The 17243-nt window shown below is 64.5% G+C and carries 16 protein-coding genes and 2 pseudogenes; 12 read left to right on the top strand and 6 right to left on the bottom strand.

Translation table 11 applies throughout. The features are described 5' to 3' along the window. Nucleotides 1-136 precede the first annotated feature (136 nt). The 9 genes and pseudogenes from V4R08_RS16640 to V4R08_RS16600 all read left to right on the top strand — a co-directional run. Nucleotides 137-5239 carry a helicase-like domain-containing protein gene (locus tag V4R08_RS16640; RefSeq protein WP_335580473.1) on the top strand — a complete coding sequence of 1701 codons (5103 nt, stop codon included), beginning with the start codon at nt 137-139 and terminating at the stop codon, nt 5237-5239. 338 nt (nt 5240-5577) lie between these two features. After that, on the top strand, nt 5578-7230 hold the full coding sequence (locus V4R08_RS16635) for a ParB N-terminal domain-containing protein (protein WP_335580472.1): 1653 nt from the start codon (nt 5578-5580) through the stop codon (nt 7228-7230). A gap of 88 nt (nt 7231-7318) precedes the next feature. After that, a complete protein-coding gene (locus V4R08_RS16630; RefSeq protein ID WP_335580471.1) occupies nt 7319-7792 on the top strand; it encodes a UCP036055 family protein in 474 nt (157 codons plus the stop codon). Then, nucleotides 7789-8658, top strand: coding sequence for a DUF7007 domain-containing protein (locus V4R08_RS16625; protein WP_335580470.1), 870 nt, complete (start codon nt 7789-7791; stop codon nt 8656-8658). The genes V4R08_RS16630 and V4R08_RS16625 overlap by 4 nt, the downstream gene beginning before the upstream one ends. 3 nt (nt 8659-8661) lie before the next feature. Next, a complete protein-coding gene (locus V4R08_RS16620; protein ID WP_335580469.1) occupies nt 8662-8859 on the top strand; it encodes a hypothetical protein in 198 nt (65 codons plus the stop codon). 2 nt (nt 8860-8861) lie between these two features. After that, complete coding sequence (locus V4R08_RS16615; RefSeq protein WP_335580468.1) at nt 8862-9113, top strand: hypothetical protein; 252 nt, start codon at nt 8862-8864, stop codon at nt 9111-9113. Then, nucleotides 9110-9436, top strand: coding sequence for a hypothetical protein (locus V4R08_RS16610; protein WP_335580467.1), 327 nt, complete (start codon nt 9110-9112; stop codon nt 9434-9436). Before V4R08_RS16615 ends, V4R08_RS16610 begins: the two co-directional genes overlap by 4 nt. A gap of 392 nt (nt 9437-9828) precedes the next feature. After that, nucleotides 9829-10416, top strand: a complete 588-nt coding sequence (locus V4R08_RS16605) for a hypothetical protein (RefSeq protein WP_335580466.1) — start codon at nt 9829-9831, stop codon at nt 10414-10416. Nucleotides 10417-10722: 306 nt separating this feature from the next. Further along, a pseudogene (locus tag V4R08_RS16600) lies at nt 10723-11355 on the top strand (ArdC family protein); the annotation flags it as partial. Between the two features lie 78 nt (nt 11356-11433). On the opposite strand, the gene V4R08_RS16595 reads toward V4R08_RS16600, so the two are convergent. From V4R08_RS16595 to V4R08_RS16585, 3 genes are read right to left on the bottom strand one after another with little or no spacing between them, the layout of a single operon-like run. Then, nucleotides 11434-12429 (bottom strand): tyrosine-type recombinase/integrase, encoded by a 996-nt coding sequence (locus V4R08_RS16595; RefSeq protein WP_335580465.1) that lies wholly within the window; start codon nt 12427-12429, stop codon nt 11434-11436. Continuing rightward, nucleotides 12426-13385 carry a tyrosine-type recombinase/integrase gene (locus tag V4R08_RS16590; protein ID WP_335580557.1) on the bottom strand — a complete coding sequence of 320 codons (960 nt, stop codon included), beginning with the start codon at nt 13383-13385 and terminating at the stop codon, nt 12426-12428. The genes V4R08_RS16595 and V4R08_RS16590 overlap by 4 nt, the downstream gene beginning before the upstream one ends. Next, nucleotides 13385-14653 carry a site-specific integrase gene (locus tag V4R08_RS16585; protein ID WP_335580464.1) on the bottom strand — a complete coding sequence of 423 codons (1269 nt, stop codon included), beginning with the start codon at nt 14651-14653 and terminating at the stop codon, nt 13385-13387. Before V4R08_RS16585 ends, V4R08_RS16590 begins: the two co-directional genes overlap by 1 nt. 203 nt (nt 14654-14856) lie before the next feature. Between V4R08_RS16585 and V4R08_RS16580 the strand changes: the two are divergent. The 3 genes and pseudogenes from V4R08_RS16580 to V4R08_RS16570 all read left to right on the top strand — a co-directional run. Next, nucleotides 14857-15156: pseudogene (locus V4R08_RS16580) on the top strand (zincin-like metallopeptidase domain-containing protein); the annotation flags it as partial. A 627-nt stretch (nt 15157-15783) separates the two neighbouring features. After that, nucleotides 15784-16137: a DUF736 domain-containing protein gene (locus V4R08_RS16575; RefSeq protein ID WP_335580556.1), complete on the top strand. Its 354-nt coding sequence runs from the start codon at nt 15784-15786 to the stop codon at nt 16135-16137. An 86-nt stretch (nt 16138-16223) separates the two neighbouring features. Then, nucleotides 16224-16472 (top strand): DUF4326 domain-containing protein, encoded by a 249-nt coding sequence (locus V4R08_RS16570; protein ID WP_335580463.1) that lies wholly within the window; start codon nt 16224-16226, stop codon nt 16470-16472. Here the strand turns inward: V4R08_RS16570 and V4R08_RS16565 are convergent, their stop codons facing one another. The 3 genes from V4R08_RS16565 to V4R08_RS16555 are packed head-to-tail and all read right to left on the bottom strand — an operon-like array spanning nt 16473 to nt 17070. Beyond that, nucleotides 16473-16661: a hypothetical protein gene (locus V4R08_RS16565; RefSeq protein ID WP_335580462.1), complete on the bottom strand. Its 189-nt coding sequence runs from the start codon at nt 16659-16661 to the stop codon at nt 16473-16475. A 34-nt stretch (nt 16662-16695) separates the two neighbouring features. Then, nucleotides 16696-16878 carry a hypothetical protein gene (locus V4R08_RS16560; protein ID WP_335580461.1) on the bottom strand — a complete coding sequence of 61 codons (183 nt, stop codon included), beginning with the start codon at nt 16876-16878 and terminating at the stop codon, nt 16696-16698. Between the two features lie 6 nt (nt 16879-16884). Beyond that, on the bottom strand, nt 16885-17070 hold the full coding sequence (locus V4R08_RS16555) for a type II toxin-antitoxin system PrlF family antitoxin (RefSeq protein ID WP_335580460.1): 186 nt from the start codon (nt 17068-17070) through the stop codon (nt 16885-16887). Nucleotides 17071-17243 lie beyond the last annotated feature (173 nt).

The raw sequence follows: 17243 nt of genomic DNA, 5'->3' as shown, positions 1-17243 counted from the left end.
GCACCAGGATCTCGTCCGCACCTTCCGGTTCTGAGACCCGATCAGGGCCCGTCCCCTCTACCCCCGGCACGTCTCGCATCCCGCCGCACACAGGCGGCGGGACGATGGCGCGCGCCTTCATCACAAGGAGATTCCAATGGCGCAAAATGATCCCTTCACCCTCGATCTCTTCGGCAGCACCGCGCTGTCGGCCGGTCTCGGCCTCGGCGTGACCGCCTTCGCCGACAGCACGGTGGCGGCCCCGGACGACGACAATCCCGACCCGTCGGCAATGGCGCCCGCGAGTCCCGTCGCGGCCGTCGTCCGCGCGACCTCACCCGCACAACGCGAAAGCGGAACGAACTTTCATCTAGCCAGCGACCGCGCCTTGGCGAAAACCTGGAAAGATCGCGCCCGCGACAGCATCGCGGCGATCCGGCTCGCCACGGCCATCGACGTCGGCGCGCGTCCGGCGACCACCGACGAGCAGGCGCAGCTCATTCGCTTCACGGGATTCGGCGCCTCCGACCTCGCCAACTTTGTCTTCCGGCGGCCGGGCGAGACGGATTTCCGCAAGGGCTGGGACGCGATCGGCGAGGACCTGCAGGATGCTGTCGGCGCTCTCGACCATGCCTCGCTCGCGCGCTGCACCCAGTATGCGCACTTCACGCCGGAGTTCATCGTCCGCGCGATCTGGACTGGCCTTCGCAGTCTCGGCTGGCGCGGCGGGCGCGTGCTCGAGCCCGGCATCGGCACGGGTCTGTTTCCGGCGCTGATGCCCGAGGGGTTGCGAAATACCTCCCACGTCACCGGCATCGAGCTTGATCCCGTGACGGCGCGCATCGTGCGGTTGCTGCAGCCACGAGCACGGATCATCGCCGGCGATTTTGCGCGCACCGAATTGCCGGCGAGCTTCGACCTCGCGATCGGCAATCCGCCGTTCTCCGATCGCACGGTGCGCTCAGACCGGGCGTATCGATCGATGGGTCTGCGCTTGCACGACTATTTCATCGCGCGGTCCATCGACCTGCTCAAGCCGGGCGCCCTTGCCGCCTTCGTTACGAGTTCGGGCACGCTGGACAAGGCGGATACCGCCGCGCGCGAGCATATCGCCAAGTCAGCGGACCTGATTGCCGCGATCCGGTTGCCCGAAGGCAGCTTCCGCGCCAGCGCCGGCACCGACGTCGTCGTCGACGTCCTGTTCTTCCGCAAGCGCAAGTCCGGCGATGCCGAAGGCGATCTGTCGTGGCTCGATCTCGACGAGGTCCGCCCTGCGACAGATGACGAAGGCGCGATCCACGTGAACCGCTGGTTCAAGAAGCATCCCCAGTTCGTGCTCGGCACGCATGCCCTCGCCTCAGGTCCCTTTGGCGAAACCTACGCATGCCTTCCCCGCGAGGACCAGAATCTCGACACAGCGCTCTCGGCCGCGATCGCTCTCCTTCCGGAAGCGATCTATGACGGCGAGTCCGAGGTCGTCGATCCCGAACAGGACGATGCGATCGTTCCACCTGGCGTTGATCTTCCATGCGACCGGCATGTGCGCGAGGGCAGCTATTTCTTCGACAAGGCCCACGGCCTGACGCAGATCCTCGACGCGGAGCCCGTCGCAGTCACCGTCCGCAAGGGGCGCGGTGCCGAGGGCATCCCCGAGAAACATGTCCGCATCATCCGAAAGCTGATCCCGATCCGCGATGCGGTTCGCGAGGTGCTGAAAGCGCAGGAGCACGATCGGCCGTGGAAGGACGCGCAGGTCCGCCTGCGCATCGCCTGGTCGAACTTCGTTCGCGATTTCGGCCCGATCAATTTCACAACGGTGTCCATGACCGAGGACGAAGAGACCGGCGAGGTGCGCGAGACACATCGCCGCCCCAACATCCAGCCGTTCCTCGACGATCCCGATTGCTGGCTGGTCGCATCGATCGAGGACTACGATCTCGAGACCAATACCGCGAAGCCCGGTCCGATCTTCACCGAACGCGTGATCGCGCCGCCGTCAGCGCCAGCGATCAGCAGCGCGGCCGATGCGCTCGCGGTTGTTCTCAACGAGCGCGGCTGCGTCGATGTCAATTACATCGCCGAGCTGCTGCATCGCGACACCGACGATGTCGTCGCCGAACTGGGCAGCGCCGTCTTCCGCGATCCGGCCGACGGCTCGTGGCAGACGGCCGACGCCTATCTCTCCGGCCATGTCCGCGACAAGCTGAGGGCGGCAGAGGCCGCCGCGGCGCTTGACCTGTCCTATCAGCGCAATGTCACCGCGCTTCAGGGCGTGCAGCCTGCCGATCTGCGGCCCTCCGACATCACCGCGCGCCTCGGCGCGCCGTGGATTCCGGCCGCCGACATCGTCGCCTTCGTGCACGAGACGATGGGCGCCGAGATCAAGATCCACCACATGCAGGAACTGGCGTCGTGGACCGTGGAGGCACGCCAGCTCGGCTGGATGGCCGCCGGAACGTCGGAATGGGGCACCGATCGCCGCCATGCCGGCGAACTCCTGGCCGATGCGCTGAACAGCCGGGTCCCGCAGATCTTCGACACGATCAAGGACGTCGACAGCGAGCGGCGTGTGCTCAACGTCGTCGACACCGAGGCGGCGAAAACGAAACTCTCGAAGATCAAGGATGAATTCCAGCGCTGGATCTGGTCCGATCCGGATCGCACCGACCGTCTGGCGCGGGTCTACAATGACCGCTTCAACAACATCGCGCCACGAGCCTTCGACGGCTCGCATCTGAAGCTCCCGGGCGCCTCTGGCGCCTTTTCTCTTTATGGGCACCAGAAGCGCGGCATCTGGCGGATCGTGGCGGCCGGCTCGACCTATCTGGCCCACGCCGTCGGCGCCGGCAAAACCATGACTTTTGCCGCCGCCATCATGGAGCAGCGCCGGCTCGGCCTGATCGCGAAGGCGATGCTGGTCGTTCCTGGCCATTGCCTGGCGCAGGCGGCGCGCGAGTTCCTGGCGCTCTATCCCTCGGCTCGCATTCTGGTCGCCGACGACACCAACTTCACGAAGGACAAGCGCCAGCGCTTCCTGTCGCGCGCCGCGACGGCGACCTGGGACGCGATCATCATCACGCATAGCGCGTTTCGCTTCATCGGCGTCCCGTCGGCGTTTGAGCAGCAGATGATCCAGGACGAACTGGAGCTGTATGAGACCTTGCTGACCAAGGTCGAGAGCGACGACCGCGTCTCGCGCAAGCGACTCGAACGGCTGAAAGAGGGCTTGAAGGAGCGGTTGGAGTCGCTCGCGACCCGCAAGGACGATCTTCTCACCGTCTCCGAGATCGGCGTCGATCAGGTCATCGTCGACGAGGCACAGGAATTCCGGAAGCTCTCCTTCGCCACCAACATGTCGACGCTGAAGGGTGTCGACCCGAATGGCTCGCAGCGCGCCTGGGACCTCTACGTGAAGTCGCGTTTCATCGAGACAAAGAATCCGGGCCGGGCGCTCGTGCTCGCCTCCGGCACGCCGATCACCAACACACTCGGCGAGATGTTCTCGGTGCAGCGCTATCTCGGCTACGCCGCACTGTCCGAGCGCGGGCTGCACGAATTCGATGCATGGGCGTCGACCTTCGGCGACGTCTCGACAGAACTCGAGCTCCAACCTTCAGGTAAATACAAGCCGGTCACACGCTTCGCCACCTTCGTCAACGTTCCCGAGCTGATCGCCATGTTCCGCAGCTTCGCGGACGTGGTGACGCCGGAGGATTTGCGGCAATACGTGAAGGTGCCGGCGATCTCGACCGGCAAGCGCCAGATCCTCACCGCGAAGCCGACCGCCGCTTTCAAGCGCTATCAGGTCCTGCTCGACGAGCGCATCAAGGCCATTGAGGAGCGCGACCGGCCGCCGGAGCCGGGCGACGACATCCTGCTCTCCGTCGTCACCGATGGTCGCCACGCGGCGATCGACCTGCGACTGGTCGATGCCGACGAAGACAGCGAGCCGGACAACAAGCTCAACAATCTTATCTCCAATGCCTTCCGCATTTGGCAGGAGACTGCCGGCAACGCCTATATCCGTTCCGACGGCAAGCCGTTTGAGCTTCCCGGCGCCGCGCAGATGATCTTCTCTGATCTCGGTACGATCAGCGTCGAGAAAAGCCGCGGCTTCTCGGCCTATCGCTGGATCAGGGACGAACTCGTGCGCATGGGCGTGCCGGCGTCCGAGATCGCCTTCATGCAGGACTACAGGAAGTCCGAGGCAAAGCAGCGTCTGTTCGGCGACGTGCGCGCCGGCAAGGTGCGGTTCCTGATCGGCTCGTCCGACACGATGGGCACCGGCGTCAACGCGCAGCTTCGCCTGAAGGCGCTGCACCATCTCGATGTCCCTTGGCTGCCCTCGCAGATCGAGCAGCGCGAAGGCCGCATCGTCCGGCAGGGCAACCAGCACGACGAGGTCGATATCTTTGCTTACGCCACCGAAGGGTCGCTCGACGCGACCATGTGGCAGAACAACGAGCGTAAGGCCCGCTTCATTACAGCGGCGCTCTCCGGTGACACGTCGATCCGGCGGCTCGAGGACCTCGGCGAGGGACAGGCCAACCAGTTCGCCATGGCCAAGGCCATCGCGTCCGGCGATCAGCGCCTGATGCAGAAGGCGGGGTTGGAAGCCGACATCGCGCGGCTCGAACGGCTCCGCGCCGCCCATATCGACGACCAGTATGCAATCCGGCGCCAGATCCGCGACGCCGAGCGCGATATCGACTTCTCCACCCGGCGCATCGCGGAGATCAGCGAGGATATCAAGCGCGTAGTCCCGACGACAGGCGAGGCCTTCGCAATGGGTGTCAAGGGCAAACGCTATGCCGAGCGCAAGGAGGCTGGCCGCGCGCTCCTGAAGGAAATCCTCACCCTGGTCCAGCTTCAGCAGGAAGGCGAGACCGTGCTCGCCTCGATCGGCGGTTTCGATCTCGAGTATGCTGGCGAACGGATCGGTCGCGAAAGCTATCGCTACACGACCATGTTGATGCGAACGAATGCCGAATACGAGATCGAGCTTCCCGTGACCGTCACGCCGCTCGGCGCGATCTCGCGCCTCGAGCATGCGGTCGCTGATTTCGAGGGGGAGCAGGAACGTTTTCACCAGCGTCTTGCCGATGCCCGGCGGCGTCTGGCCGCCTACCAGTCGCGCGACGGCGGTGATTTCACGTTCGCCGCCGAACTTGCCGACAAGCGGCGGCAACTTGCCGAGGTGGAGAAAGCGCTTGCCTCGGACGTGGGGAGTGCGGGCGAACGGAAAGCAATCGCCGCTTAAGCGATCCCTGCAATTCCGCGATCAGCTCCGCTTCTCGCACAGTGCGGCGCGCGCGGCATGAGCAGGCGCCGCGCGCCGAAAAAACCAACGAACTGAAAAAGGAAGAGGACTCGCAGAGCGCTCGGGCCGCCGACGCAGCCTCAACCGCCGCCTCCGCGATCCCGGCCGCGGCGCCCGGCGCAGGGCTGTGAGCCCCGCTTGGTCGCCGGGCAGGGATGCTTGCCGGCAGTTGCGCCGGCCACTCGCGCCCTGCGTACGCGCAGGGGTCTTCGAGAAGAAGACGGACAAGGGACCGCCGGAATGACGCGGTCCGTAACCCCTGAAATGGAGATTATCCCATGAAACTGATCAAGGTCGACCCGCGTGCGCTCACGGAGAATCCTGACTCGACGCGCCGTACCAAGTCCACACCGCAAAGCGACGCGTTGCTTCTCGCAACCGTCAAGGCCGTTGGCATCATCCAGCCGCCGATCGTCACCGCGCAGCGCGGGCGTGGCAATGGCTTCACCATCGAGATCGGTCATCGCCGCGTGGCGCAGGCGATCGCCGCCAAGCTCGATGAAATTGAAGTTCTTGTCGCCGATCCCGACGCGGAAAAGGATGCCTTGCGGAGCTTGGTCGAAAACGTCGCGCGCGAATCGCTCAACCCCGTCGACCTCTGGCGTCGGATCGAACGGCTGGTCGCGCTTGGCTGGACCGAAGAATCGATCGGCATCGCGCTTGGCCAGTCCGTGCGCCAGATCCGCAAGCTCCGCCTGCTTGCAAACATCCTCCCCGCGATGCTCGACCATATCGCCAAAGGCGACATGCCAAGCGAGCAGCATCTGCGTACGATCGCTGCGGCGACGCAGGACGAGCAGGCGCAGGTGTGGAAAAAGCACAAGCCGCGAAAGACCGACCCGCAAGTCTCCTGGAGCGAGGTGGCACGCGTCCTCACGAAGTCACGGATGCTCGCCCGCCACGCCAGCTTTGGCGACGACCTCGCCCAGGCCTACGGCATCGTCTGGCAGGAGGACCTGTTCGCGCCCGCCGACGAGGACAGTCGCTACACCAACGACGTCGAGGCATTCCTCGGCGCGCAGCAGGAATGGATGACGGCCAATCTGCCGAAGCGCGGCTTCGTCATCGAGGTCACGACCTGGGGCGAACCCAAGCTGCCGCCAAAGGCCGAGCGCGTCTATGGCAAGCCGAACAAGAGCGATTACACCGGCTGGTATCTCGAACCGCGCAACGGTTCGGTACAGTCGGTCGGCTACCGAATGCCGCAAGCCAAAAAGGCTGCGGCCAAGGGCAAGGGCTCGCGCACGGCGGAAGCCGACAGCGCTGGACCGGCGCCGCGGCCGGATGTCACCCGACGTGGCATGGACATGATCGGGGATCTTCGCACCGACGCGCTGCATGAGGCGTTGGGCCGTGCGCCGATCGAGGACGACACGCTGACCGCGCTGCTCGTGCTCGCCTTCGCCGCCGGCAACGTCTCCGTCGCCTCCGGGCGCACGTCCGAATACGGTGCACGTGCCCGGCAGGCCAGACGGCTGATCGGCGCGGACGGCAAGCTCGCGTTCGACCGTGAGACCTTGCATCAGGTCGCACGCGAGGTGCTGATCGACGTGCTGTCATGCCGCGAGAACCGCTCTAACAGCGGCGTCGTCGCGCGCGTTGCGGGCGCGGCGATCGGTGCCGATGAGTTTCTCCCCAGCCTGGCGACGGAGGAATTTCTCTCTTGCTTGTCACGCAGCGCGCTCGAGGCCTCGCTGCAGGGAACATCGGTTCTGCCGCGGCCGCGTGTGAAAGACACGCGTGCGGCGCTTGTCGCGCATTACGCCGATGGCCGTTTCGTATACCCCGCCGCGCTGTTCGCGCCGGCGGCCGATGTCGTCGCGGAATGGGCGGAGGACAATGCGCCTGTCGATGATGACGACGACACGGCAGTCGATGACATCGACGCTGGCGACGACGAGCACAGCGGCTACGCCGAAGCCGCCGAATAGCCGCCGCTTCATTCCGTCCCAAGAAATCCCGCCGCCGGCCGCGAACCGGCGGCGGTCTTGTTTTCACCGTCATCAACAGGAGGACATCATGTCCGCTCGCTCGATTTTCGACGACGCGCCGCTCGGTGCGATCGTTCAGTTCTCTGACGGCGCCGCGCGGCCACCAGCTCGCTTCAGGAAGAAGGTCGCCGCCTGGGAAAACCACAACGGTCGCGGTCGGCTGGTTCGCAAGGCCCCCGCCCATACTGTCGGCAACCACACCTCGCCGGCGAGCTTCGGCCTGCACCTCAACGATTACGCCAGCGCCGGCGTCGTGGTGCTCAAGGTCTTCAAGACCTTTTCGGTGGATTCTGCATTGACATTCGCCGTGGTCGAACGTCCGGCACCGGGGTCGGTGCGCGTGCTCGACCGGCCCGGAGACAAAGGCGAACTCATCCATCTCGCGCGCAATCGTGCTGACGCCGAAACATGGCTCAAGAGCCACGGCTATCCGGACGCGGTTCTCGACGAGGTTGGTGACGACGCTGTCGTTGCGGCGGCTTGCAGCGGGAGGGCAGCATGAACGCGCCTCGCACCTCGTCTCACAATACCGATCCCTCCGCCGCACCCGGAGTTTTGTTTGGGCGAACCTGTGACGGTGTGCTCGTCGCGAAGGTCGGTGACTGCGCCTACGCCATGCTGCCGACCGTCAATGGCCGCTATTCTTTCGCCTCGGCCTGGCTGTTGCGCACGCCGATGGCGGAGTGGACACAGTCCGACTTCTACGGTCGTGACGGTGAGCTCGCCGACGAGGCCGCTTTCCGCATGCGCGTGCATGAAAGCGCGGAGCACCATCGCCAACGTGCCGCGCTCGGCCGCCGCGAGATTCACTCCACGACGCACACGCCGTGGGGTGCCTCGCAGGGTGCGACTGTCTACGCCGCCGGCGTGATCTCCCACTCGACCGCGGGACATGGCGGCTTTCATCTCGATGCCGCGCATAATGCAAAGGTCCACCCGGCCCTTCGCGCGCGTGGGGGCTGGTACGAAGAGGACTGCGCGTGGGCGGCTGTCGCGCAAGCGCTTCCGGAATTGTTCACGGAGTACGAGCGGCGTTGCGCCGATCTAACCATCCGCAACTGGTATCCCGACGCGTGGGAGGCGATTCATTGCCGCCCGCTTTTGCCGGGAGAATCTCACGAGAAGGATCGCCAGGCATTCGAGCGCGATCACGCATCCGACTGGATCGTGATCTCGGCGATTCGCTCCGATCACCATCCTGGCATGACGGAATGCGTCGCCACGCTCGGCGGCGATCGCCGCGCGGCCGAGCAGCGGCGCTATCTCGTGCCGTCCGACGAATATCACGTCGGCCGATTCGGCTTCGTGATCAATGAGGCGCGCCACCAGCTCTACGGTGGTCGTTCCAACTTCCTCGGATGGAGGTGACCCATGCCCCGGCGCCTCATCGCCAAAGCTTTCAGCTGGCGCACGGCCACCGACGAGGACGGCGCGACGCCCACCCTCATCGTCTGGCATCCCCGCCTCCGACGGCATTTCACAGGGTCCGAAGCCTGGAAGCGCGCCGTGCGTCTCTCCATCCACGCTCCGCAACCTTATCCGGCCGACGTCGACACAAAGGAGGTTTAGCCATGAAGGCCTACCTGGTTGCGGTCAATCTCCTCGTGCAGGCGCATCATCGTCCCGAGAGCGCCATCGCCGATGCGCTCAACGGCATCCTGACGCCGGATATGTGCAAGCATGCAGGCGGCAACTCGGCGCTGATCGATTGGGCGATCGCCGGCGACGACATCGCGTCATCCATCGCGGCAATCTCCCTTCCGGATGACTACATGCCGGACGTTTCGGCCTTCCCGCTATGGCCCACGGGGACGGTGCGATGACCGAGCCTTCCGAACGGCGCACGCTGCTGACGCGCATGGAAGCCGCGCAAGCCGAGACGCAGCGCCATCTCGGCATCATCGAGCGTCAGATCGCAGCACGCGCCGAACGGCTGACGATCACCGATCGGGCGAAGCGCCGGCAACATGGCCGCGGCGCATCGACCTGGACAAATGCCGACGAGCGGTTGTTTCAGGAGCACGTCGCGGAGCTCACGCTGGCCCGTCGTGGCGAGATCGACGCTCTCACGCGCAAACTCGATCGACAGGAGAAAGCGATCGCCGAGTTTCGTTCGTGCCAGCTCGTTTCTGCAGCGTGGCGATGAGGAGACAGGGGGCCACACCAATCGGAGTGCGAACCGTGCGCGAGGAATCCATGGCGCCGGCCGAGAGGACGTCGGTCTGGCACGACCTCTCACAGTTTCGGCAGCAGGTTTGTCCCTTGGCCGTCACCCCCTCGGTTTGTGCTGCGGTCTGAACCGGCCGCGGTCCGCTTCAAGGGCAAGTCGCAAGCGATCGGCGGCCGCCGTCTCGTCATGGGGAGCCGCGTCCTTCGCAGGCCTGGAGGCCCGCTCGTCCGCAACCCGCCCATGCTCGCCTTGGCAGCCACCGCCCCCTGAAGCGGCCCGCTCAAGCCGGTTCTGTTCGACCGCACCCGAGGGAGCGACGGCCAAGGGCCCAATCGCTTCCGAAGGCGAAACCGAGAAAGGATCTCATCATGACCAAGACTGTCCGTTCCCCTCGCACCTCCGCCCGCGTCGTCCCCCTTCGCCGCGGCACGACCCTCGAAATGGTCCGCCTCGCTTGCCCCGACTCCGCCCAGACCCTGCGTATCTCCGAGAGCTTTGGCCTTGCGATCCTCGACAGCGACGGCATTCGTGACCTGCACGAGCGACTCGTCGTCGAGACCGCCGACGCCCTCAAGGACGGGCTCAGCGACCGCGCGATGGAAATCCATCTGCAGCGCATCGTCGGTGCGTACGTCGGTTCGGCATACGGCGCCGGCCAGTTCTACTCCCGCGCCGTGACCGAGGCGCGCGAGGCCACCGCCAAACTTGCCAACGACATGCGCGACGAGGACCTCGACGGTCCAGTCGGTTTCGACAGCCAGGCACAGCGCAAGCGCGAGTTTGCAGCCGACATGGGCCTGCAGGCACACGCGCTCCGCATGGCGGCCGAAGGCGCCGTCGCCGCCTACGAACAGGTTATCGGTGAGGCCTGGAAGCCCTTCGAGCGGCAGGTCGAACACGCCGGTGAAACCGTCTCCAAGAAGGCCGCCGCGGCCCAGATGACGGCTTTCGACTAGCCGTCTGGGCGGGGCTTCGGCCCCGCCTTCTCACGTCGAAACATTCAGGGCCGGTCTCGCGACCGGCCCTTTTTTCATATCGCTAGCCGAACCAAACAAAACATAACACAACACAACACAACCACCCATCGCGCCAGTGCGGCCCCTCCCGGTTGGTGGTCCTGCGGCGGATACAGCGCACGCGCAACGGCTTCGCCGTCCTCCGCTGCGCTGCGGCCCTATCGGGTGCGCGAGCGCCTGGTTTCGCCGCGACGGCCCCCGTGAGGGGCCGCGACAGGCGCGGCCTCCGAAACGGAGGTCCTGAAAATGAGCAGGAAAGAAGAAAACCCGCGAGCCGACATCTACGCGCGCATCACGGATCGTATCGTTGCCGATCTCGAACGCGGTGTGCGTCCCTGGATCAAGCCGTGGAATACGGCCAAAGCAACCGGACGCATCACCCGCCCATTGCGCCACAATGGCATGCCGTATCAGGGCATCAACGTGGTGCTGCTGTGGTCGGAAGCCGTGGCGCGCGGCTTCACGTCGCCGATCTGGATGACGTTCAAGCAGTCGCTCGAACTCGGCGGTCATGTCCGCAAAGGCGAGAGCGGAACGATGGTGGTCTATGCAAACAAGATCACCAAGACCGAGACCGATGAGCATGGCGACGAAGTCGAACTCGCCATTCCATTCCTGCGCGCCTACACAGTGTTTTGCGTCGATCAGATCGACAATCTGCCTGATCACTATTATCAGCGTCCGGCTCCAACCATCGCGCCGGCGCAACGCATCGCGCACGCGGACGCGTTCTTCGCGAATACAGGCGCGACGATCCGGCACGGCGGCGACAAGGCGTTCTTCGCGCCGTCGCTCGATCTTATCCAGATGCCGCCGTTCGAGAGCTTCCGCGACCCGGAAAGTTATTACGCGACGCTCGCGCATGAGACCGTGCATTATGCCGATCTCCGGATTATGCCGCGCCGATGTGGGTTCCCGAGGACGGGGGCGCAGACTCAGCGCGGCATGTCGGCATAATCAGAGCGCCTCCAGGAATGCGAGCAGCTTGTCGCCGGGGCGGTATCGGCCAGGCTTCGCATCGACTGGCCGTGTCCGCGCCATCGCTTTCTCTTTGATCTGCATGTCGGCGTGGATGTACATCTGCGTGGTCTCGACCGATTCATGGCCAAGCCAGAGCGCGATAACGGTACGGTCGACGCCGTTTTGCAGCAGCTGCATCGCCGCACTGTGGCGCAGCACATGAGGCGTGATGCGCTTTGCCCGTAATGACCGGCACATCTTCGACGCCGTTGTCACGTGCGCGCGCACAATGCGCTCGATCGTGTCACGACTGAGCCGCGCACCTCGGTTGCTGACGAACAGCGGATCGGTCGTCGTCCCATTGCGCTCGACAAGCCATTCTCGAAGCACCTTGAGGCTGTCCTTGCGGATGGGCGTGGCGCGTTCCTTGCGGCCCTTGCCCATGCAGCGCACGTGAGCACCGGCGCCGAGCGCGATGTCACTTGCCGACAGCGTGATCAGCTCTGTGACGCGCAATCCCGTCTGAAGCGTCAGCAGGAGGATTGCCCGGTCGCGGCGGCCGTACCACGTTGTGATGTCCGGAGCCGCGATGACTGCCTCGATCTCGTCGCGGGTCATGTAGTCGATGACCCGTTTCTCGTGGCGCTTCGACGGCATGGCGAGCACGCGTTGGCAGTGATGCAGAAGTTGAGGCTCATTGACCGCGACGTACTTGAAGAAGGACCTGATGGCGGCGAGACGCGTGTTCCGGCTCCGAGCTGCGTTGCCGCGCGTTTTCTCGATATCAGCGAGGAACTGGCCGATCATGTCGGCGTCGATGTCGGCGATCTGCAGTGTCGTCGGCGCTTTCTTCAGTTGCTCTGCCGCGTATCGCAAGAGCAGGCGGAACGTGTCCCTGTAGCTGATGACCGTGTTCGGGCTGGCCTTCAGTTGCGTGCCGAGCCGCTCCGTGAAGAAGCGCTGCAGGTAGGGTGCGAGAGCATGCGTCTTCATCGCGCACCGCCCTTCTGGGACGCGCTCGCTGCAAGGGATCGTTCAGCCCGCGCCGACGCGAGTTGCAGCAGTTCCGGCACGGCTTCGATGTACCAATACGTGTGCTCCGGCTTCACGTGGCCGAGATAAGTGCTGAGCTTAATCATTTCGCGGTCGGGATCGAGCCCCTTGCGGTACCACCCCATGATCGTCCGGACCGCGAAGGTGTGCCTGAGATCATGGATACGTGGGCCGCGCCCATGTTTACGGAAGCGCTGAGGCACGCGCAGACCGAGATCCTGGCTAACGATCGCGAAGTTGTAACGTGCGCAACAATCAGTCGGACGCTCGCCGCTTTCGATCATGAAGAACGGGCCGGTCGTGGCGCCGAGCAACCGCGTGCGCTCGACGCGGTAGGCGCGGAGCCTGGCGACCGTGCTTGACGCCAGCGGTACGAAGCGGGCCGTGCCGTTCTTGCCGCGCTTCACCGTGATCACGCCTTCGTCGAGATCGACGTCGCCCTCATCGAGCGCGATGGCTTCGTTGATCCTGAGGCCCGTGACCGCGATCAACCCGAACAGGGTTGAGCACGTCCAGCCGCGGATACCGTAGCGCGACGGCAGTTTAGCTGCGCGTGCGACGATCATCTCAACTTCGGCCTCGGGGTAGATGTAGGGCTGGCCACGCCGCTGCTTGCCGGCGATCAGCCCGGACGGCGGCACCTCGGTGCGTGCATCGTGTCCCTCCAGCCAGTTGGCGAACACACGCACCATCCCAAGCCGCGCCGACCACGTATTGTTGTCGGCTTTGCCGAAGGTCTTCTTCCAGCGCAGGAACAAGTCGACCGTGATGTGATCGGTCCCCTGCCGATCGGCGAACCTGGTAAAGCCGCGCAGCACGCGGGCGGCGAACGACAGGTCGTAGCCGAGGCTGCGCCGCACAGCAATGTAGTCATCGAGACGTTCGGTTAGCGTGATCATGCGCGCGCTCCTTGCGCCCGGCGGCTCACGGCTTTTGCGGTTGGCCAGTCCGGCGCGATCGAGCGGAGGCCGTCGACGTCATGCCGCGCATAGATTGTCGTCGTCATGCGGGACCGATGACGGAGCACGTCGCCGATCTCGTCAAGTGATGCGCCTTTACGCAGCATGTCCGTCGCGAGGCTGTGTCGCAGCAGATGCGAGCCGACGTATTTCTGCGGTGGTCTGAGGCCGGTGCACTCGAATGCCCCTTTCAATGCTGAGTTGAGGATCTGTGAGTCGGCAAAGGGCCGATACGGAACCTTGGTGGAGACGAACAGCCTCCGTGACGTGCCGCGTCGTCCTTTACGGATGTAGTCCACGATGGCGCGGCCGACGTCCTCGGGTAGCGGCATACGATCGTGCCGCTTGCCCTTGCCGCGGATCAGGATTGTGCCGGCACGCCAATCGATGTCGTCAAGCTGGATGGCAATGACCTCCGGCGCTCTGAGGCCGAGGCGTGCGAGAACCATGAGCATCGCATAGTTGCGCCGTCCGGTCGGATCGGCCGACCAGACCGCATCGAGCAGCGTCTCGACCTCTTCGGGCTTCAGATAGCGCGGCAGCGTGCTCCTCGGTGGCTGCGCGACGCGCGGGACGGATGCCGCAAGATCGCGCTTGGTCTTCCCGCTCCAGAACAGAAAGCGGAACAGATTGCGCAGATGTGACGGCGGCGTCTTATCCCGTGGCGCCTTGCCATCGCTACGGAGCTTGCGCAGGAAGTCGACGATATCATGCGGCGTGATATCGTTCAGGTTGCCGAGCGTGTCGCCGAACCGGAAGGCCATGAAGCGATTGAGGAAGCAGACGCAGTGATAGATCGTCGCCTCCGTCAGCCCGCGCTGATCGCGAAGATAGGCCACATACTCCGATCGAAGGTGATCGAGCGGCGATGGCCGCACCTTCTTCGGCGCCGGCCGCTCGGCGACGCCGGCCTCGACCAGCGCATCGATGAAGCGTTCCAAGCAGTATTGCTTCTGATCGTACTTATCCTGGTGCATCGACGCGAGCGTCGCAGTACGGACCTTCGACAGCGCCTGCCCGACCAGCTGTCCATTATGCAGCCCGCGTCGGGAGACCACCCGGCAAAGCAAAGCCGCCGCGCTGTCGTAAGTGCGCACCGTCGCAGCCGCATAACCCTGATCGTGCAGAAGTTTCAGGAACTTCAAGCGATACTGATCGAGCCAGTGCACCGACGCCGCAACTGTGTCCGTCTTTCTCTTCGTCATGATCGTCCTCTCTGTTGGATAGAGAGGAAACCTATCGGCGCACGTCGGCGCCCCGAAATCCGGGGCGCGGCAGCCTGTGGGAAACTCCGGATTATGCCGATGTCATCAGGCGTCAATCATTGCGGGGCAAGCTTTCCCGGCCGACGCACGGCATAATCCGGAGATCGGCATAATGCGTGTTATGCCGATGTCGGCATAACGTGCATTGGGTTGGCGCGGAACATCGGATCAACAGAAATCTCAGCCGCTATCACAAGGACCGCAACGAAATGGCGCGCGAAGAATTATGTGCCGATTTGGGCGCTTGCTTTTTAAGCGCCGATCTTGGAATCGTGCCCGAACTCGAGCCGCGCCCCGATCACGCGAGTTACGTGGCATCGTGGTTGGAGCTGCTGTCCAACGAGAAGCGCTTCATCTTCTCCGCGGCCGCGCACGCGCAGCGCGCCGTGACCTATCTGCACGAGCTTCAGCCGAAGCCGGCCGTGATCGGGGAGGCGGCGTGACGCGTTCGCCATCTCTGCGTTAGACGCTTTCGCTTGATCGTTCACCATTCTCAGTAACACGAAGGCCCCGCCACGCGGCGGGGCCTTTCTTGCGAGCATCGTTATGCGAAGGCTGGCGACTGGGGATGGCGGTCGTTGCTGCCTCCTGACCGAGCCATGCCGGCGAGATGGGCCGGCGCGGGTCGCTTGGTGTCCGGGATGTCGGCCTGTCCCTGTGTCGACGGTCTTCCTGCGGCGGCCGAGGGTGGGTGCATTGCAATCGGCGTCGTGGCTCCTGGCCTGGTCGCTGGGGCCGGGGAAACCTTCAGCGGCGCATGCGCGGGTCTCTTCATCGTGCCCGGGACCGTCGCCATGCGGTGCGGCGTGCCTGTCGCTCAGTCGTGTCCCCATCGTTCAGCCTGACGCGCCCAATGCGTCCTCGATTTGGCATGTCTAACCGAAGGCCGTCGTCGCTTCGCTTGTCTCGATTTCAAGACCGCAACGGCCGTGCTCAGCTTTCTTCCCCTGGGCGCTGCGCGCCCATTCCTCGCGAGACAAGAAAGCCTCGCCCTGGCCGCCCTCTACTGCGTGGCGGCCCTGCGGGTGCGGTCCGATCGCCTCCGGTCAACGACAGCCATCGAGGTCGCGATGGTCGCGGCCCGAGAAACGAAAGAGGACACGAACATGGCTACCATCGGCAACTTCACCGTGAACGGCAACGGCTTCGTCGGCACCGTCAAGACCCTGGCTCTCGGCACCGTCAAGGCGAAGATCGTCCCGGCCGAGCGGACTTCGGACAAGGCCCCGGACTACCGGATCTTCGCAGGCGCCAATATCGAGTTCGGCGCCGCTTGGAAGAAGAAGTCCCAGGACACCGGCCGCGAGTATCACTCGGTCAAGCTGGACGACCCGAGCTTCCCGGCTCCGATCTACGCCACGCTGGTCGAGGTCGAAGGCGAGGAAGGCTTCTCGCTCATCTGGTCGCGCCCGAGCCGCGACTGAGCGGTTGCGCAAGGAGGCCCCGCCGTGAGGCGGGGCCTTCGCGCGTGAGCGGAAAGGAGAACGATCATGTGCAAGGTCTTGCATGCGTGAAACGTCGGCAAGCGCTCGAGCGCGACGCAGCTCCACATCGGCCGCCCGAGCAAATAGGCAACCCGTTCGTCATCGGACGCGACGGTTCCCGCGCCGACGTCATCGCGAAATATCGCGCCTGGATCGTCGCGAAACCCGCGCTCATGAATGCGCTCGACGAACTGCGCGGCCGCGATCTCATTTGCTGGTGCGCACCGCTCGCGTGCCACGGCGACGTGCTGGTCGACCCCGCGAACAGACGCTGATCAGTCGCCCGGTCGATCCAATCTTGCAAGACGGTCAGGCATGTCGAGCAGCTTCATCGCCGCGGCGGCGATGGCTTCACCGATCGTCGGATAGGTTTCCTCGGAGCTCATCGAGACGCCGTCGGGAAATGTCACGGTCGCCTGATAGCCGTTGCCTTTCGGCGTTGCTGAAAGCTGAATCGTAGACATGTCGCAGCGACTCCCGGCCAGGATCAGACCTAGTTCAGGTCGACCTGCTGGCAGCAATTACCTTCCCGCCTCTGGCGGCGCCGAACAACATATCATCTTTTCGCGGTCTCGCCGCGCGCAGCCAACGCACCGCCTCAATCATCGTCTCGAGCTGATCGAGGAAGAGCGGATGCGCGTAGACCGTCCATCCATTGATTTTCAGAATGTTGTCGCTCACGTCTCGTCATCCGGCAAGGCTCTGGTCGAGATCGACCTTTACGCTCTCGACCAGAGCCTTGCCGCGTGCGACCAGCGCGGTCGGCACCCGCTGAATTCGCGGCGGCTGGTCGAGCATGTCCCACGTTAGGCATTCAAGCAATTTGCCGATGATCGCAGCGTCCTCCTCGGCCTGCGTCTGCTTCTTAGCCATCACGACGATCCCGTCGGCGAGCCGCTGCCCTGGCGGTCAGTTCGTCGCGCGGTAGCGCGGCCAACTCGGAAATGAACGCATTCGTTTTGGAATCGCGCTCGTAGAGCGCGCCGGTGAGGCTTCGCTTGCGCAGCGGCGCAATGATCGCGTCGTCCGCGCCGCGCGTGCCAACC

The organism is Nitrobacter sp. NHB1, from assembly GCF_036964665.1.
Taxonomy (GTDB): Bacteria; Pseudomonadota; Alphaproteobacteria; order Rhizobiales; family Xanthobacteraceae; genus Nitrobacter.
Note: the sequence above shows the minus strand (reverse complement) of the source record. Positions and strands in the feature narration are given on the sequence as shown.

Excerpts from the sequence above, each read along its gene's own strand:
- V4R08_RS16640 (WP_335580473.1), top strand. The coding sequence starts at position 137 with ATGGCGCAAAATGATCCCTTCACCCTCGATCTCTTCGGCAGCACCGCG.
- V4R08_RS16635 (WP_335580472.1), top strand. The coding sequence starts at position 5,578 with ATGAAACTGATCAAGGTCGACCCGCGTGCGCTCACGGAGAATCCTGAC.
- V4R08_RS16630 (WP_335580471.1), top strand. The coding sequence starts at position 7,319 with ATGTCCGCTCGCTCGATTTTCGACGACGCGCCGCTCGGTGCGATCGTT.
- V4R08_RS16625 (WP_335580470.1), top strand. The coding sequence starts at position 7,789 with ATGAACGCGCCTCGCACCTCGTCTCACAATACCGATCCCTCCGCCGCA.
- V4R08_RS16620 (WP_335580469.1), top strand. The coding sequence starts at position 8,662 with ATGCCCCGGCGCCTCATCGCCAAAGCTTTCAGCTGGCGCACGGCCACC.
- V4R08_RS16615 (WP_335580468.1), top strand. The coding sequence starts at position 8,862 with ATGAAGGCCTACCTGGTTGCGGTCAATCTCCTCGTGCAGGCGCATCAT.
- V4R08_RS16610 (WP_335580467.1), top strand. The coding sequence starts at position 9,110 with ATGACCGAGCCTTCCGAACGGCGCACGCTGCTGACGCGCATGGAAGCC.
- V4R08_RS16605 (WP_335580466.1), top strand. The coding sequence starts at position 9,829 with ATGACCAAGACTGTCCGTTCCCCTCGCACCTCCGCCCGCGTCGTCCCC.
- V4R08_RS16595 (WP_335580465.1), bottom strand. The coding sequence starts at position 12,429 with ATGAAGACGCATGCTCTCGCACCCTACCTGCAGCGCTTCTTCACGGAG.
- V4R08_RS16585 (WP_335580464.1), bottom strand. The coding sequence starts at position 14,653 with ATGACGAAGAGAAAGACGGACACAGTTGCGGCGTCGGTGCACTGGCTC.
- V4R08_RS16575 (WP_335580556.1), top strand. The coding sequence starts at position 15,784 with ATGGTCGCGGCCCGAGAAACGAAAGAGGACACGAACATGGCTACCATC.
- V4R08_RS16565 (WP_335580462.1), bottom strand. The coding sequence starts at position 16,661 with ATGTCTACGATTCAGCTTTCAGCAACGCCGAAAGGCAACGGCTATCAG.
- V4R08_RS16555 (WP_335580460.1), bottom strand. The coding sequence starts at position 17,070 with ATGGCTAAGAAGCAGACGCAGGCCGAGGAGGACGCTGCGATCATCGGC.